Source organism: Shewanella sp. SACH, from assembly GCF_001887095.2.
Classification (GTDB): domain Bacteria; phylum Pseudomonadota; class Gammaproteobacteria; order Enterobacterales; family Shewanellaceae; genus Shewanella; species Shewanella baltica.
Genome location: NZ_MPDG02000002.1, coordinates 568,432 through 587,865, shown reverse-complemented (window position 1 = coordinate 587,865; position 19,434 = coordinate 568,432). Strand labels below are relative to the sequence as shown.

Annotated in this window: 15 protein-coding genes and 1 riboswitch; of the genes, 7 read left to right on the top strand and 8 right to left on the bottom strand. The window is 46.0% G+C overall.

The window, feature by feature from the left end:
• Window positions 1-11 precede the first annotated feature (11 nt).
• Window positions 12-902, top strand: coding sequence for a DMT family transporter (locus BM607_RS10460; protein ID WP_071938468.1), 891 nt, complete (start codon window positions 12-14; stop codon window positions 900-902).
• Window positions 903-1,066: 164 nt separating this feature from the next.
• Window positions 1,067-2,698, top strand: a complete 1,632-nt coding sequence (locus BM607_RS10455) for a methyl-accepting chemotaxis protein (protein WP_071938469.1) — start codon at window positions 1,067-1,069, stop codon at window positions 2,696-2,698.
• Between the two features lie 208 nt (window positions 2,699-2,906).
• On the opposite strand, the gene BM607_RS10450 is transcribed toward BM607_RS10455, so the two are convergent.
• The 4 genes from BM607_RS10450 to BM607_RS10435 form a co-directional block, all read right to left on the bottom strand.
• Window positions 2,907-3,371: a hypothetical protein gene (locus tag BM607_RS10450; RefSeq protein ID WP_071938470.1), complete on the bottom strand. Its 465-nt coding sequence runs from the start codon at window positions 3,369-3,371 to the stop codon at window positions 2,907-2,909.
• An 81-nt stretch (window positions 3,372-3,452) separates the two neighbouring features.
• Window positions 3,453-4,298 (bottom strand): FAD:protein FMN transferase, encoded by an 846-nt coding sequence (locus BM607_RS10445; RefSeq protein WP_006083954.1) that lies wholly within the window; start codon window positions 4,296-4,298, stop codon window positions 3,453-3,455.
• On the bottom strand, window positions 4,295-4,849 hold the full coding sequence (locus BM607_RS10440) for an FMN-binding protein (protein WP_071938471.1): 555 nt from the start codon (window positions 4,847-4,849) through the stop codon (window positions 4,295-4,297). Before BM607_RS10440 ends, BM607_RS10445 begins: the two co-directional genes overlap by 4 nt.
• Window positions 4,850-4,957: 108 nt before the next feature.
• Window positions 4,958-5,866: a DUF6662 family protein gene (locus tag BM607_RS10435; protein ID WP_071938472.1), complete on the bottom strand. Its 909-nt coding sequence runs from the start codon at window positions 5,864-5,866 to the stop codon at window positions 4,958-4,960.
• A 680-nt stretch (window positions 5,867-6,546) separates the two neighbouring features.
• On the opposite strand from BM607_RS10435, the gene BM607_RS10430 reads away from it, so the two are divergent.
• The 4 genes from BM607_RS10430 to BM607_RS10415 all read left to right on the top strand — a co-directional run bounded on the left by BM607_RS10430 (window position 6,547) and on the right by BM607_RS10415 (window position 10,220).
• On the top strand, window positions 6,547-7,881 hold the full coding sequence (locus BM607_RS10430; RefSeq protein ID WP_071938473.1) for a Na+/H+ antiporter NhaC family protein: 1,335 nt from the start codon (window positions 6,547-6,549) through the stop codon (window positions 7,879-7,881).
• A 129-nt stretch (window positions 7,882-8,010) separates the two neighbouring features.
• On the top strand, window positions 8,011-8,739 hold the full coding sequence (locus tag BM607_RS10425) for a 23S rRNA pseudouridine(2604) synthase RluF (protein ID WP_071938474.1): 729 nt from the start codon (window positions 8,011-8,013) through the stop codon (window positions 8,737-8,739).
• 108 nt (window positions 8,740-8,847) lie between these two features.
• Entirely contained in the window at window positions 8,848-9,729 is an 882-nt protein-coding gene (locus BM607_RS10420; protein ID WP_012090056.1) for an Imm49 family immunity protein, read from the top strand.
• A 14-nt stretch (window positions 9,730-9,743) separates the two neighbouring features.
• Window positions 9,744-10,220: a hypothetical protein gene (locus tag BM607_RS10415; protein ID WP_012090057.1), complete on the top strand. Its 477-nt coding sequence runs from the start codon at window positions 9,744-9,746 to the stop codon at window positions 10,218-10,220.
• A 371-nt stretch (window positions 10,221-10,591) separates the two neighbouring features.
• On the opposite strand, the gene BM607_RS10410 is transcribed toward BM607_RS10415, so the two are convergent.
• From BM607_RS10410 to gbpA, 3 genes are all read right to left on the bottom strand, one after another.
• A complete protein-coding gene (locus BM607_RS10410; RefSeq protein WP_071938475.1) occupies window positions 10,592-12,748 on the bottom strand; it encodes a S46 family peptidase in 2,157 nt (718 codons plus the stop codon).
• 281 nt (window positions 12,749-13,029) lie between these two features.
• Complete coding sequence (locus BM607_RS10405) at window positions 13,030-14,205, bottom strand: aromatic amino acid transport family protein (protein ID WP_071938476.1); 1,176 nt, start codon at window positions 14,203-14,205, stop codon at window positions 13,030-13,032.
• 566 nt (window positions 14,206-14,771) lie between these two features.
• Window positions 14,772-16,217, bottom strand: a complete 1,446-nt coding sequence (gene gbpA, locus BM607_RS10400; RefSeq protein WP_071938769.1) for an N-acetylglucosamine-binding protein GbpA — start codon at window positions 16,215-16,217, stop codon at window positions 14,772-14,774.
• 122 nt (window positions 16,218-16,339) lie between these two features.
• Window positions 16,340-16,439, bottom strand: a riboswitch (cyclic di-GMP riboswitch).
• Between the two features lie 411 nt (window positions 16,440-16,850).
• Here gbpA and BM607_RS10395 point away from each other — a divergent pair.
• The gene (locus BM607_RS10395; RefSeq protein ID WP_071938477.1) at window positions 16,851-17,405 is read left to right on the top strand and encodes a TMEM165/GDT1 family protein; all 555 of its coding nucleotides are present in this window, start codon (window positions 16,851-16,853) and stop codon (window positions 17,403-17,405) included.
• A gap of 395 nt (window positions 17,406-17,800) precedes the next feature.
• On the opposite strand, the gene katB is transcribed toward BM607_RS10395, so the two are convergent.
• On the bottom strand, window positions 17,801-19,276 hold the full coding sequence (katB, locus tag BM607_RS10390; RefSeq protein ID WP_071938478.1) for a catalase KatB: 1,476 nt from the start codon (window positions 19,274-19,276) through the stop codon (window positions 17,801-17,803).
• Window positions 19,277-19,434: the final 158 nt, after the last annotated feature.

Sequence of the window (19,434 nt, the reverse complement as noted above, 5' to 3'; positions counted from 1 at the left end):
AAGGCAAGATCATGTTGTATTTGTTTCCCCTGTTGGCCGTATTAATTTGGGCAGGTAACTCGATAGTTAACAAGCTCTCATTTGGGATTATCGATCCTGAAGCCATAGCGTTTTATCGTTGGTTTTTCGCTATGTTGCTGTTAACGCCCTTTGTCGCGCGTCGTGTGTGGCAAAAGCGCCAAATGATACTGCCGCTGTTACCTAAATTCGCGACTTTGGCCATGCTAGGTATGGTGCTCAACCAGAGTCTGGCTTATTTTGCGGCGGCCACCACCACGGCGACAAATATGGCATTGATCACCTCACTCGTGCCCATGATCAGCCTGTTTTTAGCCGTGCCCTTACTCAAGCAGAAGCTGTCGCCATTAGCCTTTGGTGGCACGCTGATCTCCCTCGTTGGCTTAATTTTTATGTTGAGCCACGGCGATATGATGAATCTTGCCATCGGCGTCACCCAAGGAGATTTGTTATTGCTGATCAGCGCCTTTGTATATGCACTCTATGGTGTATTACTGAAACGCTGGCAATTACCACTGCCCACTTGGGAATCGGTTTATATTCAAGGACTCATAGCTGTATTCATGCTGACACCGCTGCTGTTCAGTAGCCCGAGTATGGCGATCAGCACGCAATCGGCACCACTGATCCTGTATGCGGCAGTTGCGGCCTCGCTGCTCGCACCGTGGGCTTGGATCAATGGCATCAGCAAACTCGGCGCCGATCGCACCAGCGTGTTCTTTAATTTAATGCCGATTATTGCGGCGATACTGGCGGCCATTATCCTAGATGAAACCTTGGCCATTTATCATTACATTGGCGGCTCTATGGTCATCATGGGTGTCATGCTAGTGCAGATAAAGCCTAAGCCAAAAGCCATACCCACCTTAGCTTGCCCCGAATAACATAAGCTCAAGCATCAATGCCCTGGCTGCACAGTTGGGGCTATTCATCTTCTTTCAATGGGCACAAAACTTCGCACTGAATCCCATCGCAATTTACTGCATGTAAAAGCAATTTCATAAATAACGGCTAAGCTATTTATTAAGTTATTAATGGAGATGTTCCTATGTTTAACAGTATTCGCGTTAAGTTTTCGCTGATGTTTGCCATTATGGCGACAGCGCTCATTGTTATGGCAGTCACAGACGCCATGCAAAGCCGTGCGACGGTAAAACAGATGCAAGAATTCAGTCAGTTATTTAATCCTGCGATTTCGGCAATTCTCAATGCAGACCGCGATCTTTACCAAGCACAGCTGAGTGAAGAAGTGTTATTAAGGGAAGAATTATCGGCCGAGAATCGCAAGAGTGAGATTGATAATTGGCAAGAAAACGTCGACCAAGCCCGTGACCGAATGGGCGAGTTTAAAAAAATCCTTAAAGACCACCTGCTCGTACTACAATCCACCAATGGCTTTGAAGCGCAATTTTCCCTTTGGTATCAAGCATCATCTGAAGTCATTAACGCTGTCAAAAGTAACGACTTTGCGCGAGCTAAACAGCTTCACGAGACCAAATCCAAGCAAGAGTTTAAGGCCTTAAGAAGCATCTACAATGCAGCGGGAGAAGCGGCCGATAACCGCGTAAAAGAGCTAGACTTACAAGCAACTGAACAGGCAACCACCCAAACCCAAATATCCCTCACCATAGCCAGCTTAGTGGCCATAGTCGCCCTGTTGATTGCCTACTTTGGCCCTAAAATCATCGTTAACGCGATTAAAGATATCACCAGCAGGATCAATGACATTGTTGATGGTGACGGTAACTTAACTCAGCGGATCCCCATCAAACGTCAGGATGAAATCGGTGAGCTTGCCCATGCCTTTAACTTGTTTGTAGAACAACTGCAGCAGATGGTTATCTCGATTATTGGTCAAACCAAGGATGTAAGCCAAACCGTTGAAAGCCTTGCGACTAAGTCCACCACCACAATCAACATCAGCCATGAACAAGAGCAGTTTGTTGATACCATAGTCACAGCAGTCAATGAAATGAGTGCGGCCGTAAGAGAAGTCGCCAGCAATGCCCTACACACAGCGACCGAAATCACTAAGGTAAACGACCAAACGGTGGAAGGTAAAAATATCCTCGCCCAGTCCGTTAATCATATTCAGCAACTATCTGAATCGGTTAAGAATGCCGTGTCAGTTATTGAAAAACTCTCAGTCAATTCAGCCAATATTGCCTCAGTGCTCGATGTGATCCGCTCTATTGCTGAGCAAACTAACCTCCTTGCCCTTAACGCGGCCATTGAAGCGGCGCGCGCTGGCGAGCAAGGCCGCGGCTTTGCTGTGGTCGCCGACGAAGTGCGTACACTGGCAAGTCGCACCGAAACCTCGACCCAAGATATTCAGCGTATGATTGAAGAGTTACAACGCGGCGTAAATGATGCGGTTAAAAGCATTGAATCGGGCGCCAGCCTGACCACATCAACTGTTACCCTCGCCAGCCAAACCCAAGATGCATTGGATGAAATCCTAAACTCCACCTCTAAGGTCAGCGAGATGTCCACTCAAACGGCAACCGCGACCGAAGAGCAAACCCATGTAACCGAAGAAATTAACCGTAACTTGACTGAATTATCTGATAAAACAAGATACTGCAACTTAGTCATTCAAGAGACCCAACAAATCGTCGTCAACACTAAGGCTATTTGCAGTAACCTACAAAAAGAAGTGGCGCGATTTAAAGTCGCCTAAGCTGGCCGGTTGCTAACGACACATAGTTAGCGACACATAGTTAGCGACAAGCGGTTAGTGGCAAGCGGTTAATAGCCAGGCCGCTCGTGACAAACAGCTAAAACGAAAAGAGTGCCAATTAGGCACTCTTTTTAATGTGTTTTAACATGGGATTTTTAATCGAATGCTTTTGAATTGGGTTTCAAATTGGTCTTTGATGTAAAACTTATCAGCTACGGTGACGCCTAAAGGATTGAACGCGAATTTTACGGCCATGATAATAATGCCAAACAAAACCTGAAAACAATAACATCCCCAAAAACGCATGCAATAAACTGGCAAACAGTTGGGCTGATTCTGAGCTCAAGTAATACAGTCCCACACCCGTTAACGCTAAGGTGATAAGACTGAGTGACATCACTAAGCCACTCCAATGGTTCAATTTTTTACGCCATCCTGCCCGAATATGACTGTGCCAAAGTGCACCAAGTAGCATCAACAGCAACCAACCTAACAACACATGCATCACCACTGCGGGTAACCGTAGTTCACCGCTGAGGCCAAAATCCACTTCCCACTGCAACTTAAACTCCATCACCCAAGGCAGCATAAACAAGCCTGTGAGCGTGGTGACGCTAATGGCAAGAATAATTAGCCAAAAAAACCAATTTGGATAGCCAGTTAATTTCTTCATAGGAAAATGTTATACACTCAGAACGCAGCTTTTCCTTAGTAAATTCAGTAAGGAAAACTGCAAATAGTACCAAAGGAATGATTATTCAAAACTGACTAATCGACCACCTAAGTGAGCAATTTTGTCAGCGGCGGAGTCAGAGCTTAGGTAACCCGCAACCTTAGTCAAGGCATCGGCGCGCCAAGCAAAGGGCGCACTCACACTGACAATACGTTCACTTTCAAGATCGATATTCACATCAGTAACATTGCCCGTGGGCAGTAATAACGCAGGATAATCATGGCTTAAGGTTTGTGACACCCGCGAACTTGCCAGCGCCATATTGCTCACGCAGATCTTTTGGCTCAATCCCTTTGGGCCGCGGCAGAGTACATTTAAAGAGGCACTGCCAAAGACTCTTAAATCGCCACCGGCATTCACCCAACCACCGCCAACGCCCGCACGGCGCAGCTCACTAACCGCCATATCAACCGCATAACCTTTGGCTATGCCATCTAAGGTTAAAATGAGTGGCCTAGCTAATCGTACTTGATTATCTTTTATTTCAATATCTTGCCACTCACCTTGCAATAACAAAGGCATACCAAGATAGGCAGGTAAAGCACCTCGGGACATCATTTCCCCGCCGACAGTACAATTGAACAAGTTGTTGCTCGCCTTGCCTAGCCACTTAGCTAACTTGAGCACTCGTAAACTGTCTTGGCTTACACGAATCCATGTCCCTGGCTGGCGATTTAGCTGATTTAACTCACTGTCTTGCTGATGAAAACTCAGTAACCGACCAATATGCGTCACACGTGAAAAAGCCGCTGTCATCGCGGCTTCTAAGGCTTTATCCTCAAGTGGGATCTCACTGCCAGAATGTGGCAGTGACTCGGCGGCAATTTCCACCAAAGTCCCGAGTAAGGGTTTAGCGCGACGTATCACGATAATGCCGTCTGTGACAGGAAGAGTTGATGAATAACCAACAGACGCTTCACACCATCGAGTAAATTACGGCAACTCAAGGTCGCGCCGCTAATATTGGTGACATCCTCATCCAGTTTAAAGGGATCGTTCAGTGTTTTACCGTGGAACTGTTGGCGCCAACTGGCCTCGCGCACTTGACCGCCATGGGTCTCGCGGTAACTCAACACTTCTAAACCTAACACTTCACCTTGCGGGCTAATCCCCACGGCATAAGTAATGTATTCATGTTTACCGACCACATCATCAACCATAAACCAACCAAGAAATTGCCCGTCTTTCTCCACTTTCCAAATCGGCTGTTGATCTTGACGCTGACGCACGCCAGACAAATCTTTGATCTGATCTTTCGCATCTGAGCTCAATAAGGTTGGCCGCTCGCTAAATACGGCCGCTTGATCAAAAATCAATGCCTGCGCCTGTGCAACCGTTAAATAGTCAGCAGCAAAAGCGGGCACGGTCACCACGACCATGGGCATAAACCACAAGCTATTCCAATATGTCTGCGCCATTTCAATACCTAATGTTAGTGAATATGGGATAAAAACGAGCCATCCTTGGCGCTCACTCTGGCGGTGCAGCCTATTACATTCGCTGCAACAGCCTTCATTGAACCTAGATTAAAAGTTAAATGCGACCTTCAATCTGATTTCTTGTTCTGTTTTTTCAATCAGATGCAAACTGGTATCGCGCTGACCTTGGTACTGCTCACCACCGCCACTTAACTGTGGTAACCAAGTCAGCGTCGCCCACCAATCGGCACAGCCATAATGCAATGAAGGGCCAGCAAAGAAGGACCATCGTTCTTGACCAATTTCAGTTTCAAATTCAGTTTCAAAAAGCACTTCGGCGCTAACGAACCAATTAGGGGCGAAACGATAGCTTAAGCCTGTGCCCATTTTCAATTCCAGTTCCATCTCTGGAGCCGTCGACCATTCGAAATCTTCTGGTAGATTAGCGATAGGGGCGCGGTCGGCATAGGTTGATTCCATGCCTAAGTTCCCCACCCAAATTAACTCACCTTCGAGCATGTATTTTTGGGTTTGCAGACCAAGATCTAACGACAAGGTGTCTTTGTCTTGGCCAGAATGCACATCAATCCAGTCGTAGTCGAGGGAGGCTGTCATCGACAAACCTATGTCATCCTTGGCTGGGCTTAAAAACATATAGCTTAGGCCAACTTCGGCGCCAGAGGATTGAAAACCAATTTTTTTCTCTGCCGGCAAATAACCATCGATGATAAGCCCACTGGTGTCTAAGGACATAAACTTAGCAGAAGCTGACACCGCCAGTTTATTCGTTAGGCCATACTCGAATTCAGTTTCGTAGTTAATACCTCTGTAGGTGCCTTGACCCTTATCATTACGCAGGGTGATCTTTTGGTACAGTTCGATGGCGTCTTTAGGCATAGCTTCAGCGCCTTTGACATAACCGAATAAATCTTCACCGGCGATCGCAGTATGGTTCAACCCTAAAGTCAGTAAAGAGACGGCTACGAGACTCAAGCCATGGCGAGAAGATGTATGCATTTAAACAAAGCCCCAAAGAGTTATTAACATAATTTGTGCGGATTCTATTAAACTCTCTAGTACAACGCAAATCGTTATCATTAGTGTTTTATAGGTTTTTTATGCGGTTAACACTTTTTTACATTTGAAAACAATGAATTGATTGTTAAGGTTTAATTAATATTATTTTGTTATGTGAACGTGATTAAGCCGCTAAACGAGCGCTGCAAGCTAATAAGCAATAAAAATGAACTTAACTCGATGGATCCAGCTCATCTTCTTCGCCTTCTAAACTCATATCGACACTCACTCAGTGCATCAAAGCTTCAAGGGAAATAAGGGCGATAAATAGCCAACTTATCCCATCACCCCGTGCCACAGCTTAAATTTCACGCTATTCCATTCAGTTGCAATACACTCTAAATCAGATAAAAACCCGCTAACTTAACCTGAATGCAAACTGATAACACATTGATTATAAATTCAAATGTAGACTGAGCTTCATCTTATACAACCTATTAATAACCTAGCGATCACAACGGAAGTAAAAACATCTAGACGTCTAAATTGACAGGTTGGCGGGGATCAAATATGCTTTGCCTCAAGTTGCTAAGATACGATGCCGAAGCGACACTAAATTTAAGCGAGTTTGACTGCTAAGGATCCAGCGGAAAGAACTCTAAGCGAAAGAGAGATAACATTTGAGCAATCCAACACCAGCAACACAGCACAGCCCGGCATCTTTCATTGCCCTGTTGCCATTATTTATTTTCCTTGGTCTTTACATTGGCGCGGGTGTGTATTTCCAAAGCCAAGGTGTCGACTTCGCCTTCTATCAATTACCGAGCGTTATCGCCATTTTACCTGCGATTATTCTGGCGTTGATTTTATCAAAGCAGAAATTGAATCAATCGATTGATACCTTTATTGGCGGTATTGGTCACAGCAACATTATTGCGATGTGTTTGATTTATCTATTAGCAGGCGCCTTTGCGGCGGTCGCTAAAGCCACTGGCGGCGTCGATGCCACCGTTGCTCTGGGTTTATCACTGATCCCATCAAACTTGTTGCTACCCGGTTTCTTCGTGATTGCGGCCTTTATCGCAACAGCCATGGGGACATCAATGGGCACCATAGCTGCTGTCGCCCCCATCGCCCTCGGCGTGGCCGACCAAGCACAAATCGACTATGCCCTGATGGCGGGTGCGGTCATGTCTGGCGCCCTATTCGGTGACAACTTATCGATTATTTCAGATACCACGATTGCAGCTACTCGTACTCAGGGCTGTGATATGAAAGATAAATTCCGTGAAAACCTGATTTTCGCTATCCCAGCATCACTGCTAACCTTGATTGCCTTTGTATTTGCAGGCCAGGGCCAAGCGGAATTAGCGACGCAGAACATAGATCTCATTAAGGTCATTCCTTATCTGACCATTTTGATCTTAGCTGTGGCGGGTCTGAACGTATTTGTGGTCTTAACCTTAGGTATCTTATTAGCGGGCGCTACGGGTCTGTTTACCATGGATTACGGCGTGATCCAATTTGGTAAAGATATTTATGCTGGCTTTAGCAATATGCAGGAGATTTTCATTTTGTCTATGCTGGTCGGTGGTTTAGCGGCACTTATGCAGCAACAAGGTGGTCTTGCCTTTGTGAGCAAACAGATTGAAAAGCTGATCACGCGTTTTTCAAAGGCACAAGGTGAAGCATCATGCCGCGCCGCAGAACTGGGTATGGCTGGCATAGTCGCAGTGACTAACACATGTGTGGCCAACAATACGGTTTCTATCGTGGTGACCGGTGATATTGCTAAAGACTTAGCCGAGAAACATGGCGTGAGCCCCAAACGTGCCGCCAGCGTCCTCGATATTTTCGCCTGTATTATCCAAGGTTTGATCCCGTATGGCGCACAAGCCCTACTGATCGCATCGACCTTTAGCATCACCCCATTGGCTGCGGTATCACACGCTTGGTACTGTATGATTTTAGCCGTAGTAGCCGTTGCGATTGTGATTTTCCGCAAACGTCATTGATAGGTAGCACTGTACTTATCGCCTGTTAAACAGCAGGTTGAAATAGCTAATTAAGATGCTGATAAGTACAATTGAAGGAGCCGAATTCGGCTCCTTTTTTATATTTAAATTCATCAACCTTGGATTGATATGCGCCTTGCAAAATACCTCGCCCAATGTGGCATAGGCTCACGCCGTGAAGCCTGCCGTTTAATTGAGGCCGGACGCATTACACTCAATGGCCATATCGCCCGCCACACAGATCCCATACGTTTGGATGGATCATTAAACTGCCTCGACTGTATTGAGCTTGATGGCTCGCCCATCACTCAAGCCGAAACACTAGCCTACTGGGTATTTAACAAAGCCATAGGCACAGATTGCCGCCTGCTGGAGCAGGATGAAACGAGTCTCATACACCTACTTCCCAAAGCGCCAAGACTCTATCCCGTCGGCAGGCTCGATAAAGATTCCCGCGGCCTACTGCTATTAACTAATGATGGCGAGCTGACCCATAAACTCATGCACCCCAGTTTTACCCACAGCAAAACCTACCATGTACGCCTCAACCGGCCATTCACTGATGATTTTGTTGAACAAATGGCCAGTGGAGTGCGTTATAAAGACCTGCAAACCCTGCCCTGCCAAGTCCGCCGTCTCAGTTCGGACAGCTTTGAAATCGTACTGATACAGGGCTTAAATCGCCAAATTCGTAGGATGTCCAAGGCGCTCGGATATCACGTTATCAATCTTGAGCGCGTCGCCATAATGACACTAAATTTACGCGAATTAGCATTGGGTGAGTTACAAGAAGGTCAAATGCGGCGATTAACAGAATCGGAAGTTGCAGAGCTAAAAGCAGTACTGGCGATGAAATAAATAGATGGTTTGGATTTAAAATTGAGCTAATAGCAGACAATCGTTTAACCCTTTTACTTGTTAGGATAACGCTAGAACGAAACAATAGTTATTAAGAGACGGAGCATAATGTCAAAAATATGTTTTGAAACGGGAATCGATAGACTTAATTGGACTGTCGATACGCGTATTGATGATGCGCTAGAGTTTATTCTGACGAATACTGGATCACGGCAAGGTTGCTTATTAGCATTAAAGTCTCACTATTATGCTAAATCCTTGTTGTCTTGGTTTAAGGATGGGGATTTAGAGCAACTTCGCCAACATGCTTATACGTCGGCTAAGTTAGATAGGCTCTATACTCAGAGGGCTAGCAGCGAGTGGCAAGGTGCATTTTGTCACTTTATGGCACTGATAAGTGATCATGAGCCTTTGATAAGCTGGCACAGCCAGTTTATCTCTCCTCTTTACCGAGTAACAGGCGGGAAAGCAGTGCGCAACCGTGTGGGTTGCCCTGAATATCATGCGTTCCAAGCGATTTTAGCGCTGCAAGGTAAATGGGATTTGTTGGGGGAGCGTGCTGAATATATTTTAGCCAACCCACCGGGTCAGAAAATGGCAAAGTATCAAATTGACCAAGAGTTTTATCTTGCGCTGGCAAAAGGGGATGTACCTGCCATGGAACAGGTATTAAACAGTCTTACGGGCCCGAAAGCTAAAGTTCGCAATTTTGATGGCGCACTGGGATTAACCGAGCATTTAATGTCGTTGTTTGGCTTTATTTACGCCAAAATGGCTTGGCGTGCAGGGTATCAGGTACAGGTGGACAGTCCCTATTTACCTATGGAATGGCTGCCAATATCCCCCCTTACCACATATCGTGATGAATATGATTTTTTAGCTGATTTTGATCTATTTCAGCCTTTTACGAATGAAATGGCGCCTTTTTCGCCAGTGAGTGAAGTGGATAAACGAGTCGATGTTACTGTAGGCTCATCACCCTTTGCCTAATATTGAGAATTTATATGAGCATATTTGATATTTTTAAAAATAATTCATCAGTAAATGCCGATGGTGATATGCCTGATATCAGTTATCAGATGAATGAATATTCTGCCGATGCTCGTCGCCGTAGTGATATATTTGTCACAGTTGCAAAACAGCAAGACCTTGAGATATTAGCAGGACGATTTGGAGGTGAATATAATAATGACATGCTTGCAGCAGGTGAGAAAAACGGACAGTTTTTGTTAATGTTGGGTATGAAAACTACTGGTTCTGACGGTGGTATTCAGCTTGATAAGCTGTCAATGGGTTCTTTTCTGCAATTCTCTAAGCCTTGGTTAAATATGGTTGTGTATTCACTGCGCTTATCTGGTACGCAATTAGCTATTGCGGATAAAATTGAAAGCCACGTAAAAGATGGCTCTATTTCGCTAGCGGTTGCATTTATTGATATGGAGACAAAAAAGCTCAATATTATTCCGTTAACTGTTCAATAATAATGATATAGACATAAATTGATCTCTTAAAGAAAGGTTAGAGAACTTGCCATAGTTAAATCTCTGCTCTCATCTTTTAAACTAATAATCACACCAATGCTGATAGGCTAGCCATGCTGATTTGTGAGGCGACCATCCGCCCCATGGACGGGTCTCCACGGATGGACTTGCTGCGAGTCGGTGAGCTAATACCATAGCGCAGCTATCTCAACAGCCATCAGCAAGCCATTACACCCACAAAAAAATAGCGATAAACTCAGTGAGTTTATCGCTATTGTGTTGTTATTTCAGTATTTTTTAAACGCTACATCACGCTTAAATGCTGATAACCCCGCCACTATAGACCGCACCATTGCTGGTGCGGCAATGGATTACTTAACGATTTCCATCTCGGCTAATAAATTGTCGGCATGGTCTAAATATTTCATTACCCACAACATATAGCGGCTATCCACTTGGATAGAACGGTTGATATTATCGTCATACGCCCAGTCACCGATAATGCTTTCATACACACCATCGAACAGCAGACCGACTAATTCAGCGCGGCCGTTTAGGGTGGGTGAACCTGAGTTACCGCCCGTGGTATCTAACGTCGACAGGAAGTTAACCGGTACAGAATCGATGGCTTTCACATAGAAATCACCGTATTGCTTCTGCTTAATCAGCTCTAACTCTTTTTTCGGCGCATCGAAAGGATCAACACCTGTGTCCTTTTGCACTATGCCTTCAAGGCGAGTGAATGGCACAGCCACTAAACCGTCTTTTGGCGAGTAGCCTTTCACATGACCAACCGTGACACGCAGGCTTGAGTTCGCATCGGCATACACTGGCTTACCTTGCTCAAGATTGTAAGCAATGATGGCATCCATGTACTGAGGACGCACTTTCATCAGCTCGCCATCCAGCTCTTTTTCTTTCTTTTCTTCAGCCATATCTGTGTCATACATAGCCACGGCGAATTGAATGAACGGATCTTTAGAGGCTTTAAAATCGGCAACGGATTTATCCATCCATGCCAGACGCACGTCTTTTTTGCCTAACTCAGTTTTGGCGTACATTTTGTCTAAGGTTTTCGAAAGCTTAGCTTCGCTGAACTTTTTATCGATACCAAAGGCTTTATCCAATGCGGGTAGACGTTTGTCTTCTGGCAGTGCGGCGTAGCGTTTCAGCATATCGAATAACACGGCTTTATCGACGCTTGGCGCATAACGACGGTCGATACGCTCCATGCTCGCTTTCAGACGAGTCATATCACGCTCTTGGAAGCCAGGTTCACGCTGCATATCCGGCAGTTGTTTCTCGTTCGCTAAGCGATACAAGCTGCGCGCCGTTGGCAACATAGTCGTGCTACCAATGTAGCTTAAGATCATGTCACGCTCTTGATGCGCTTTACTCTTGGCAATTAACGCATCTAATTCCGCTAAGGTTTTACCGTATTTTGCATCACGACTGCTGTCTTTAGCTATCCACGCGGCAAGCTCAGCTTCGCGGGCTTTACGGTCCGCCAGCATGGTGGATTTACCATAAAACTCGATCATCGAGGTGAAGTTTTTCGCGTAATTTGCAAGGCTAGCAATTTGACTCTCGTACTTAATACGTTCGTCGCTGCCCTCTGGCGCGGTATCTTTAATGATCTCAATAAAGCGCTCGCGCAATAACTTACCTTCTGGATAAGCCCACTCGAACTGATTTTGCACTTCATTGGCGGTGCGATATCGGTTGGTGCGACCTGGGTAGCCAGCCACCATGACAAAATCGCCATCGCTCACGCCTTTAGCCGATACTTTTAAGAAGCTTTTGGGCTCGTATGGCACGTTATCGCTACTAAAATCGGCAGGTTTGCCCGCTTTCGACACATAGGCGCGGTAGAAAGAAAAATCGCCTGTGTGACGTGGCCACATCCAGTTATCGACGTCGCCGCCGTATTTACCCACGCTAGCGGCTGGGTTATAGACTAAGCGTACGTCGCGGATTTCCAGTTGTTTAACCAGATAATATTCAAGACCGCCGTGGAAGCTATAAACTTGGCAACGGTAGCCGTCTTCTTTTTCACATTCAGCCACTAAGGCTTTTTCTTGGCTTTCAACGCCTTGATAGAAGTCACTGCCCATTTTGCCTTCAAGCCCGCCTTTAACGCGCTCAGTCACATTGGTCACATCTTCGGTCACGTACACACGTGAACCCGGTGTGGCAGGTAATTCATCGGCGAAGGTCTTAGCTAAAAAACCATCTTGCAGCAGGTTTTTTTCTGGGGTGGAGTTGTATTGAATCGCACCATAGGCACAGTGATGATTAGTGACAACCAAGCCTTTTGGCGATACGAATGACGCGGTACAGCCACCAAGGCTGATCACTGCGTTCATTGGGAATTCGGTGAGTTTTGAAATCGATTTGGCATCAATTTCTAGCCCTTTTGCTTTAAGCTCATCGGCCATAGCGGGCAGCTGATGGGGCTGCCACATACCTTCGTCAGCCTGAGCGCCAAAACTGGCGGCCACGGCAACTGTGAGTAACCATTTTTTCATTGTGTTAAGTCCGTTTTATGTGAATGAAGCCACGCGCAAGCTGGGCCATGTTCTCGTTTTAATCGTGTTGTTTTTATCTTAAGTCACTGTATTAAAACCCAGCATCACTCGCTTTAAAACCTAAAAAGCAAAAAGTCAGGCCGGGGCCTGACTTTATCACATCGGATACACTTTATAACAGACTCAGAAAAATTCGCTTACAAAGCAAATACATTCCATCAAAGTTACCCCGCGGCGTTCGCTACAATGCTGACGCTAGCCGCGAGCTAAATACCAAGCCGTTAGATTGCAACAAATAGCTGCGCGCCCACAATCACAGCGCCTAACAAACCTGCCATCACTAAGCCCGCAGAACCACCCGACACTTGATAACCGCCCGGTTGTGTTTGGCGTTGACGCAATGCCATCACGATTGGCAAGAAGATGATCATCACCACCAATGGCACGGCTGCGAATCCCAGTACCGCCACAAAGCCTTCTGGCAGATAGAGCGCACATAATACTGGCGGAATAAAGGTTAACAGCCAGGTCTGCATACGGCCGGCAAACGTCTCTTTAGCGCGGGTTAATTCGGCGACAAAGTCATACAGGCTTAAGGTCACCCCTAGGAATGAGGTCACTAGGGCTAAATCGGCGAATAACGAAATACATTTGCTGATCCAAGGCGTATGAGCAATATCCTGCAATGCCGTCACCAGTGACGGTAATGAACCTTCAAAACCACTGACTTCATAGCCGCCTACTGTGCCTAAGGTCACCAATAGCCAAAGCACATAACAAGCGAGTGGAATCGTCGAACCGATTAACAATACCTTGCGCAGTGAAACTGCATCGCCATCCAGATAACGCACTAAAGTGGCAATACAAACGTGGAAACCAAAAGAAGTAAACACTACGGGAATCGCCGCCATCCAACTGCTGGTCATCGACTCGGCAATCGCGCCCGTTGCCATGCTGGCAATACTGACTTCAGGCAGGAGAAATAACACCACAACCACCAGCAGTAAAATCATTAACGAAAACAGGAAGCGGGACACTTTATCGACCCAAGCCACACCGAGCGCCGCAAATCCGCCGAGCACTAGGGTAAACAACAATACCGCGACTTGATTATCGAGCACGATATCAAACATATTCTTCGCTTTAAGCACTAATAGCGATGACCCACCGGTGAGATAAGCCGCAGTCAAAGCAAATAATAAACTTAAGAAAGAAGCGCCTTGAATTATCTGGCCTTTTTTACCCAGCAATTTACCCGTAATGACATGCAGATTATCACCTACACCAGTGCGTAAGTTAATTTCGAGCATCAGTAATGAGGTATAGGCAGATACGCCCCAAATAACGACGAGTAACACTAACGCCGGAATAATACCTAAAGCTGCGGTAGCTAAAGGTAAGGCTAACATACCTGCGCCAATGGACGTCCCGGCAACGATGGCGATCGAGCCTAACATTTTTGAATTCACACAATAGTCCTGTTCAATGATTAATTATTATTTTATTTGAGTAAGATTTGAACCGATAAAGCCTTGCGTCTTAAATCGAAATAAGCAACACATCACTTAAAGCAGCTTCAAAAAGCATCCAATCGGATCTCATTCCTGCAGATCAATTGGCCCCAATAGCTTTTGAATATTTCAACCCAGTAGCCATTGAGGCTAACTAAATCGGTTGCATAAAAGTGGCATGACTTTCAATTGTGATAATCCCAATAACAACATAGGTAAAATAGATAGTTTGGGACATTAACAGAGCCAAACACAGTGGGCAAGCCAGTTGTGAACAAAGATAAGTCGCGCACTGTACGGTAACAACTTAATAGCGCTGTGGTAAACGAAAACATACAAGCCAACAAAATCGCTACCTTTGTTGGAAATACGTGGGGTGCCGCATTGTGGGTGAATCGAGGTAAAACGTATATTTTGACTGTCGCGAGCGCGCTGAATATGGGCTTAAACATATTCGCTGTGTTTAAGCCCAATCACATCATGTTGAGAATCGATTAACTCAACATGTTAATTTACAGCTCAGTCCACGCCATAGTCCAAGAAGCGCCAACACCTGGCTCAAATCCTGTGGCAGAAGCCGACCACTGCATGCAATAGCCGCTATAGGGGAATGGCTTACATTGATACACTTTGCCATTTTTAGGCTGTAACACTGTGGTGCCTGCAACGTAACCTTTCACCCCTTCAGGGAAGACAAAATCCGCTTCCGGCGTTGGTGCTTGATCCTTTAAGAAGAGATCAAAGTTCTGCTGAATAACATCACCTTGTTTAGGCTCAGCTTTAACCTGCAAGTGATAATGCCCTGCTTTAGGCGCAACCACGTCTAACACTAAGCTCGCGCTGGTATTATTAACGGTTTGGCTGACAAAACCGGCAGCCGTGCCATCGTGGTTAAACAAATACGCAGACACTAACATTTCAGCATTGCTGGTGACGTCAAAACGAACCTGCGCCGCGCCGTCGATAATTTGATAATCGTCGGCAAGTGAAGTGACTTCTAAGCTGTTGCCCGGTGCGGGCGCCAGATCAAATCCCACTTCGACACGCTCAATACCTGAAGTCGTCGCAGTAAAAATGTCGTTTTTGCCATACACAGGCTCAATCACACCTGATGCATTTTTTTGTCCCGCTTTTAACTGAGACTGCTGGGCATTAATCGCGCTCGCTAATAGGAAAGGCCAATTTTGTTTATCACCTTGAGTCGCATCGCTAATGGTAATGACTGTTTGTTTAGCCGGTTGCTCACCATTGGCATCGAACACTCGGGTCATCACTTTATCGCCCGCCTTGAGATCGAGTGACGGATTGATGTCGCCCACATCGAGCCATTCACCCGGTAGGACGGGACCCGAATCTAAGTTCACATCGATAGCATTGTAGAAACTGTTGGTGGTATCACCCACTTCCCACACGGCTAGAATCACTTGATAACCGCTGCGACCTTCTGGCACATAGCAGTCATGGGTCACTAACTTAGGTGGCTGCACCATGCCACCATCGACTACGCAGAATGGCGCTAAGTCAAAGCTCGCACGGCTTAAAGCTTGGTTTTGATTCCAATCTTGGCGAGTTAAATAATAACGCCAATTGCGGGTGACATGATTGGCAGTGAACTGCCAACTGAACTTATTCCAGCCCGCTTTAATATCTGTCTTTGACCAACGGCTGGGACTCTGTTCATCTAAAGGCGAGAAAGCACCATTACCCGCACTCGCCAGTTTGCCATCCGCAGGACCTGACTCAGGAAAACCCGATGGTCCTTCAACGCTTTGCGGTTCCCATTGCACCGCGCCACAGTTGGTATTATTGCCGGTTTTACAGGCATAGGAACGTGACTCTGGCGCCACAACATAACCGTGTGCCTGTACAGAAATACTCACAAATGTATTTGCCGCCATCACTGCGGCGGCCAATAAACTCAATTTAGAAACAGGGGAAAAAACAGTAGGATTTGCCACTTTAATGCACTCCATTTGCACCCATCTTCGCCAGTATTGGCTTGGGCTTAGGTATAAAAGTGGTATTTGGGCAAACAACAGCATTAAACAGCAGTCGTTTATCTTTCACAGAAATCGAATTCTGCGGCAACTCCGCTATCTTAGTTCACTAAAAAATCCATTTACAACCTTAGACCGGAAGCTTTGCGTCCTAACTTTTCAATTAGTTTGCCAAATACGGTAGGTGTCATCGAATCACTACGAGTTAATAGTATGTAATCAAGTAGAAATGACCTGGCTAAATTAGCAACAAAAGACAACGCTGTCAAAAAATTAACCCATTTATATTCATATAATTACAGAATGTTGCGCGGTATTTTTCTGACGCCTGTCAAACATCCATTCGTGCCTACTGCGATAAACTCGTGCTTGAAACCGAAATTCACTTAGGTATAATGCCCACCTCGCTTCGGGGGAGTAGCTAACTGGATTTCGAGCCATCGTCATCTAGGGTGAACATCAACATACTTGGCCACACGCCATGGTGTTCACAGCAAATCATCGATTTGCCCAGCAAGACCTGAGCACAATGACTGCACCTAGGGGTGGACGGTTTATTGTGCTTATGTCTTAACCACCCCTAAAGGATCACACTTGGAAGCCCTACTTGCCTCAACCTTTACGGTTGCTATTGCCGAAATTGGCGATAAAACTCAATTGCTTGCACTTATTCTCGCCGCAAGATTTAAAAATAAAACCGCCATTATTTTAGGCATTTTTCTGTCAACGTTATTCAACCATTTTGCCGCCGCTTGGATTGGCCAATGGGCGATTAACTGGGTCAGCCCAGATCTTGCCCGCTATTTAGTTGCCACATCTTTCTTCGCGATAGCCCTTTGGGTGTTAATCCCAGATAAAGTCGATGCTGAAGAGAGTCGTTTCTACAAAATGGGCCCCTTCCTCGCCACCTTCATCCTGTTTTTCATCGCCGAGATGGGGGATAAAACGCAAATCGCAACGGTAGTGTTAGCCGCAAAATACGATTCATTAACTATGGTGGTTGCAGGCACAACCTTAGGTATGCTGCTTGCCAACGTACCTGTGGTGATCGCAGGCCATTTCAGCGCCGAAAAATTACCTATGTTGTGGATACACCGCGGCTGCGCCGTATTATTCGCACTCTTAGGCGTTGTCACTCTGCTGTTCTAATACCAATCGTAATAAATATCTGTTCATTCAGCGGGAGTTCAACGCGCTTTAGACAAGGCGAAGGCTTGAAGGCATAGTGGTGCCTTGAACGCAGTATAAAGCGCCTTGCCATGCCGTTAACATCAGCCGCCCTTCGGGAGCAACACAGGCATCCCACTCCTGTGTTGCATTGACTTAAAAGGGAATAACCATTTCTGCGTCAATGCGCATTGGATTGAAATGCCTGTGAGGCTCTGAACTGATTAGATATTTAATGTGATTGGTATAAATGCTTTAAAGCTTGAATTACCGCAACAAAAAGGCCAGTGATAAACATCACTGGCCTTTCTACTTACGACGGTTTTATTGAGATAAACAGTGTCGACTAAGGAAACTGAACTTCTTAGAAACGCAGTTTATAGCCCTAATGCCGTTTTGATTCGTTGGCCGTAATCCGCATCGGCTTGTTCGAAATGTGCCAGCATACGTTGCTGCACATCTAAACTCGCTTGACTTAGTGAACCCGAAATCGTTGCCACTAAGCGTGCTTTCTCCGCTTCTGAGAAGATGCGATACAGATTACCCGCTTGAGTGTAGTCGTCTTGGTTATAACGGCTATAACGCGCCGCTTCACCTTCTAAACGCAGTGGTGGCTCGGCAAAGTTTACCGGTTCAACCAAGGCATCAGCTGTGCTGTTCGGGCCATAGTTTGCTGTGGCATCAGCACCCGTTTGACTACCATGGTAAGGGCATTGTGTGCCCGCCATAGCGCCCGCACGTTGATGGTGATTTGCCTTAGCCGCATGTGGGCAGTTCACCGGCAATTGGTTGTAGTTAGCACCAATGCGGTAACGCTGGGCATCGGCATAGGCAAATAAACGCGCTTGCAACATCTTGTCGGGTGAAGCCCCTACACCGGGAACCAAATTGCTCGGCGCCAATGCCACTTGCTCAACTTCGGCAAAGTAGTTTTGTGGCAGGCGATTCAGTTCTAACACACCAATCTCAAGTAATGGATAGTCGCTATGCGGCCAAACCTTAGTTAAATCAAATGGATTGATATGGTAAGTATTGGCATCTGCCTCAGGCATGATCTGCACATTGACAGTCCAACGTGGGAAATTACCATCCGTGATCGCCACAACCATATCGCGCTGTGATGAATCCGGATCAATCCCTTTTAATTTATCGGCTTGTTCATTGGTTAAGTTGACCACGCCTTGCTGGGATTTAAAGTGGAACTTCACCCAGAAACGCTCGCCCTTAGCATTCCACAGTGAGAAAGTGTGTGAACCATAACCGTGCATTTGACGGTAGTTTGCCGGAATACCGCGATCCGACATCAAAATGGTCACTTGATGCATGGCTTCAGGGTTTAATGACCAAAAGTCCCACATGGCCTGCGGATCTTTTAAGTTTGTCTTAGGGTTACGCTTTTGCGTATGGATAAAGTCTGGGAACTTAATCCCGTCACGCAAGAAGAAAGTCGGCGTATTATTACCCACAATATCGTGATTACCGCGAGCCGTGTAGAAACGTAACCCAAAACCGCGTGGATCACGCTCAGCATCGGCTGAACCCATTTCACCACCGACGGTCGAGAAACGAATGAAGGTTTCAGTTTGCTTACCAACGCCATTGAAATGGTCGGCAATGGTGTAATCGCTTAAATCTTTGGTCAGGGTAAATGTGCCGTAAACACCGGTACCTTTGGCATGCACAATACGCTCAGGGATACGCTCACGGTTGAAATGGGCTAACTTTTCAATTAAATGCCAATCCTGTAATAGCAAAGGACCACGTTCACCCGCCGACATTGAGTTTTGATCGTCGGCCACTGGGGCGCCGTTTTGGCTCGTTAAGTACTGACTTGTTTGATGTTGTTGACTCATGCCCTGCTCCTTAGTCTTGATTGCTGGTTAACCAGGTTTCAATTAAATCGTAAATGGTGGCCATGGTTTATCTCCTTGGCTGCGACGTGTTGTCGATGGAGCAAGAATAGATAATTATCACCAAAGAATAAAACGATTAAACTAGATTCGAGTAATCT

Excerpts from the sequence above, each read along its gene's own strand:
- BM607_RS10460 (WP_071938468.1), top strand. The coding sequence starts at position 12 with ATGTTGTATTTGTTTCCCCTGTTGGCCGTATTAATTTGGGCAGGTAAC.
- BM607_RS10455 (WP_071938469.1), top strand. The coding sequence starts at position 1,067 with ATGTTTAACAGTATTCGCGTTAAGTTTTCGCTGATGTTTGCCATTATG.
- BM607_RS10450 (WP_071938470.1), bottom strand. The coding sequence starts at position 3,371 with ATGAAGAAATTAACTGGCTATCCAAATTGGTTTTTTTGGCTAATTATT.
- BM607_RS10440 (WP_071938471.1), bottom strand. The coding sequence starts at position 4,849 with ATGGCGCAGACATATTGGAATAGCTTGTGGTTTATGCCCATGGTCGTG.
- BM607_RS10435 (WP_071938472.1), bottom strand. The coding sequence starts at position 5,866 with ATGCATACATCTTCTCGCCATGGCTTGAGTCTCGTAGCCGTCTCTTTA.
- BM607_RS10425 (WP_071938474.1), top strand. The coding sequence starts at position 8,011 with ATGCGCCTTGCAAAATACCTCGCCCAATGTGGCATAGGCTCACGCCGT.
- BM607_RS10420 (WP_012090056.1), top strand. The coding sequence starts at position 8,848 with ATGTCAAAAATATGTTTTGAAACGGGAATCGATAGACTTAATTGGACT.
- BM607_RS10415 (WP_012090057.1), top strand. The coding sequence starts at position 9,744 with ATGAGCATATTTGATATTTTTAAAAATAATTCATCAGTAAATGCCGAT.
- BM607_RS10410 (WP_071938475.1), bottom strand. The coding sequence starts at position 12,748 with ATGAAAAAATGGTTACTCACAGTTGCCGTGGCCGCCAGTTTTGGCGCT.
- BM607_RS10405 (WP_071938476.1), bottom strand. The coding sequence starts at position 14,205 with ATGTTAGGCTCGATCGCCATCGTTGCCGGGACGTCCATTGGCGCAGGT.
- katB (WP_071938478.1), bottom strand. The coding sequence starts at position 19,276 with ATGAGTCAACAACATCAAACAAGTCAGTACTTAACGAGCCAAAACGGC.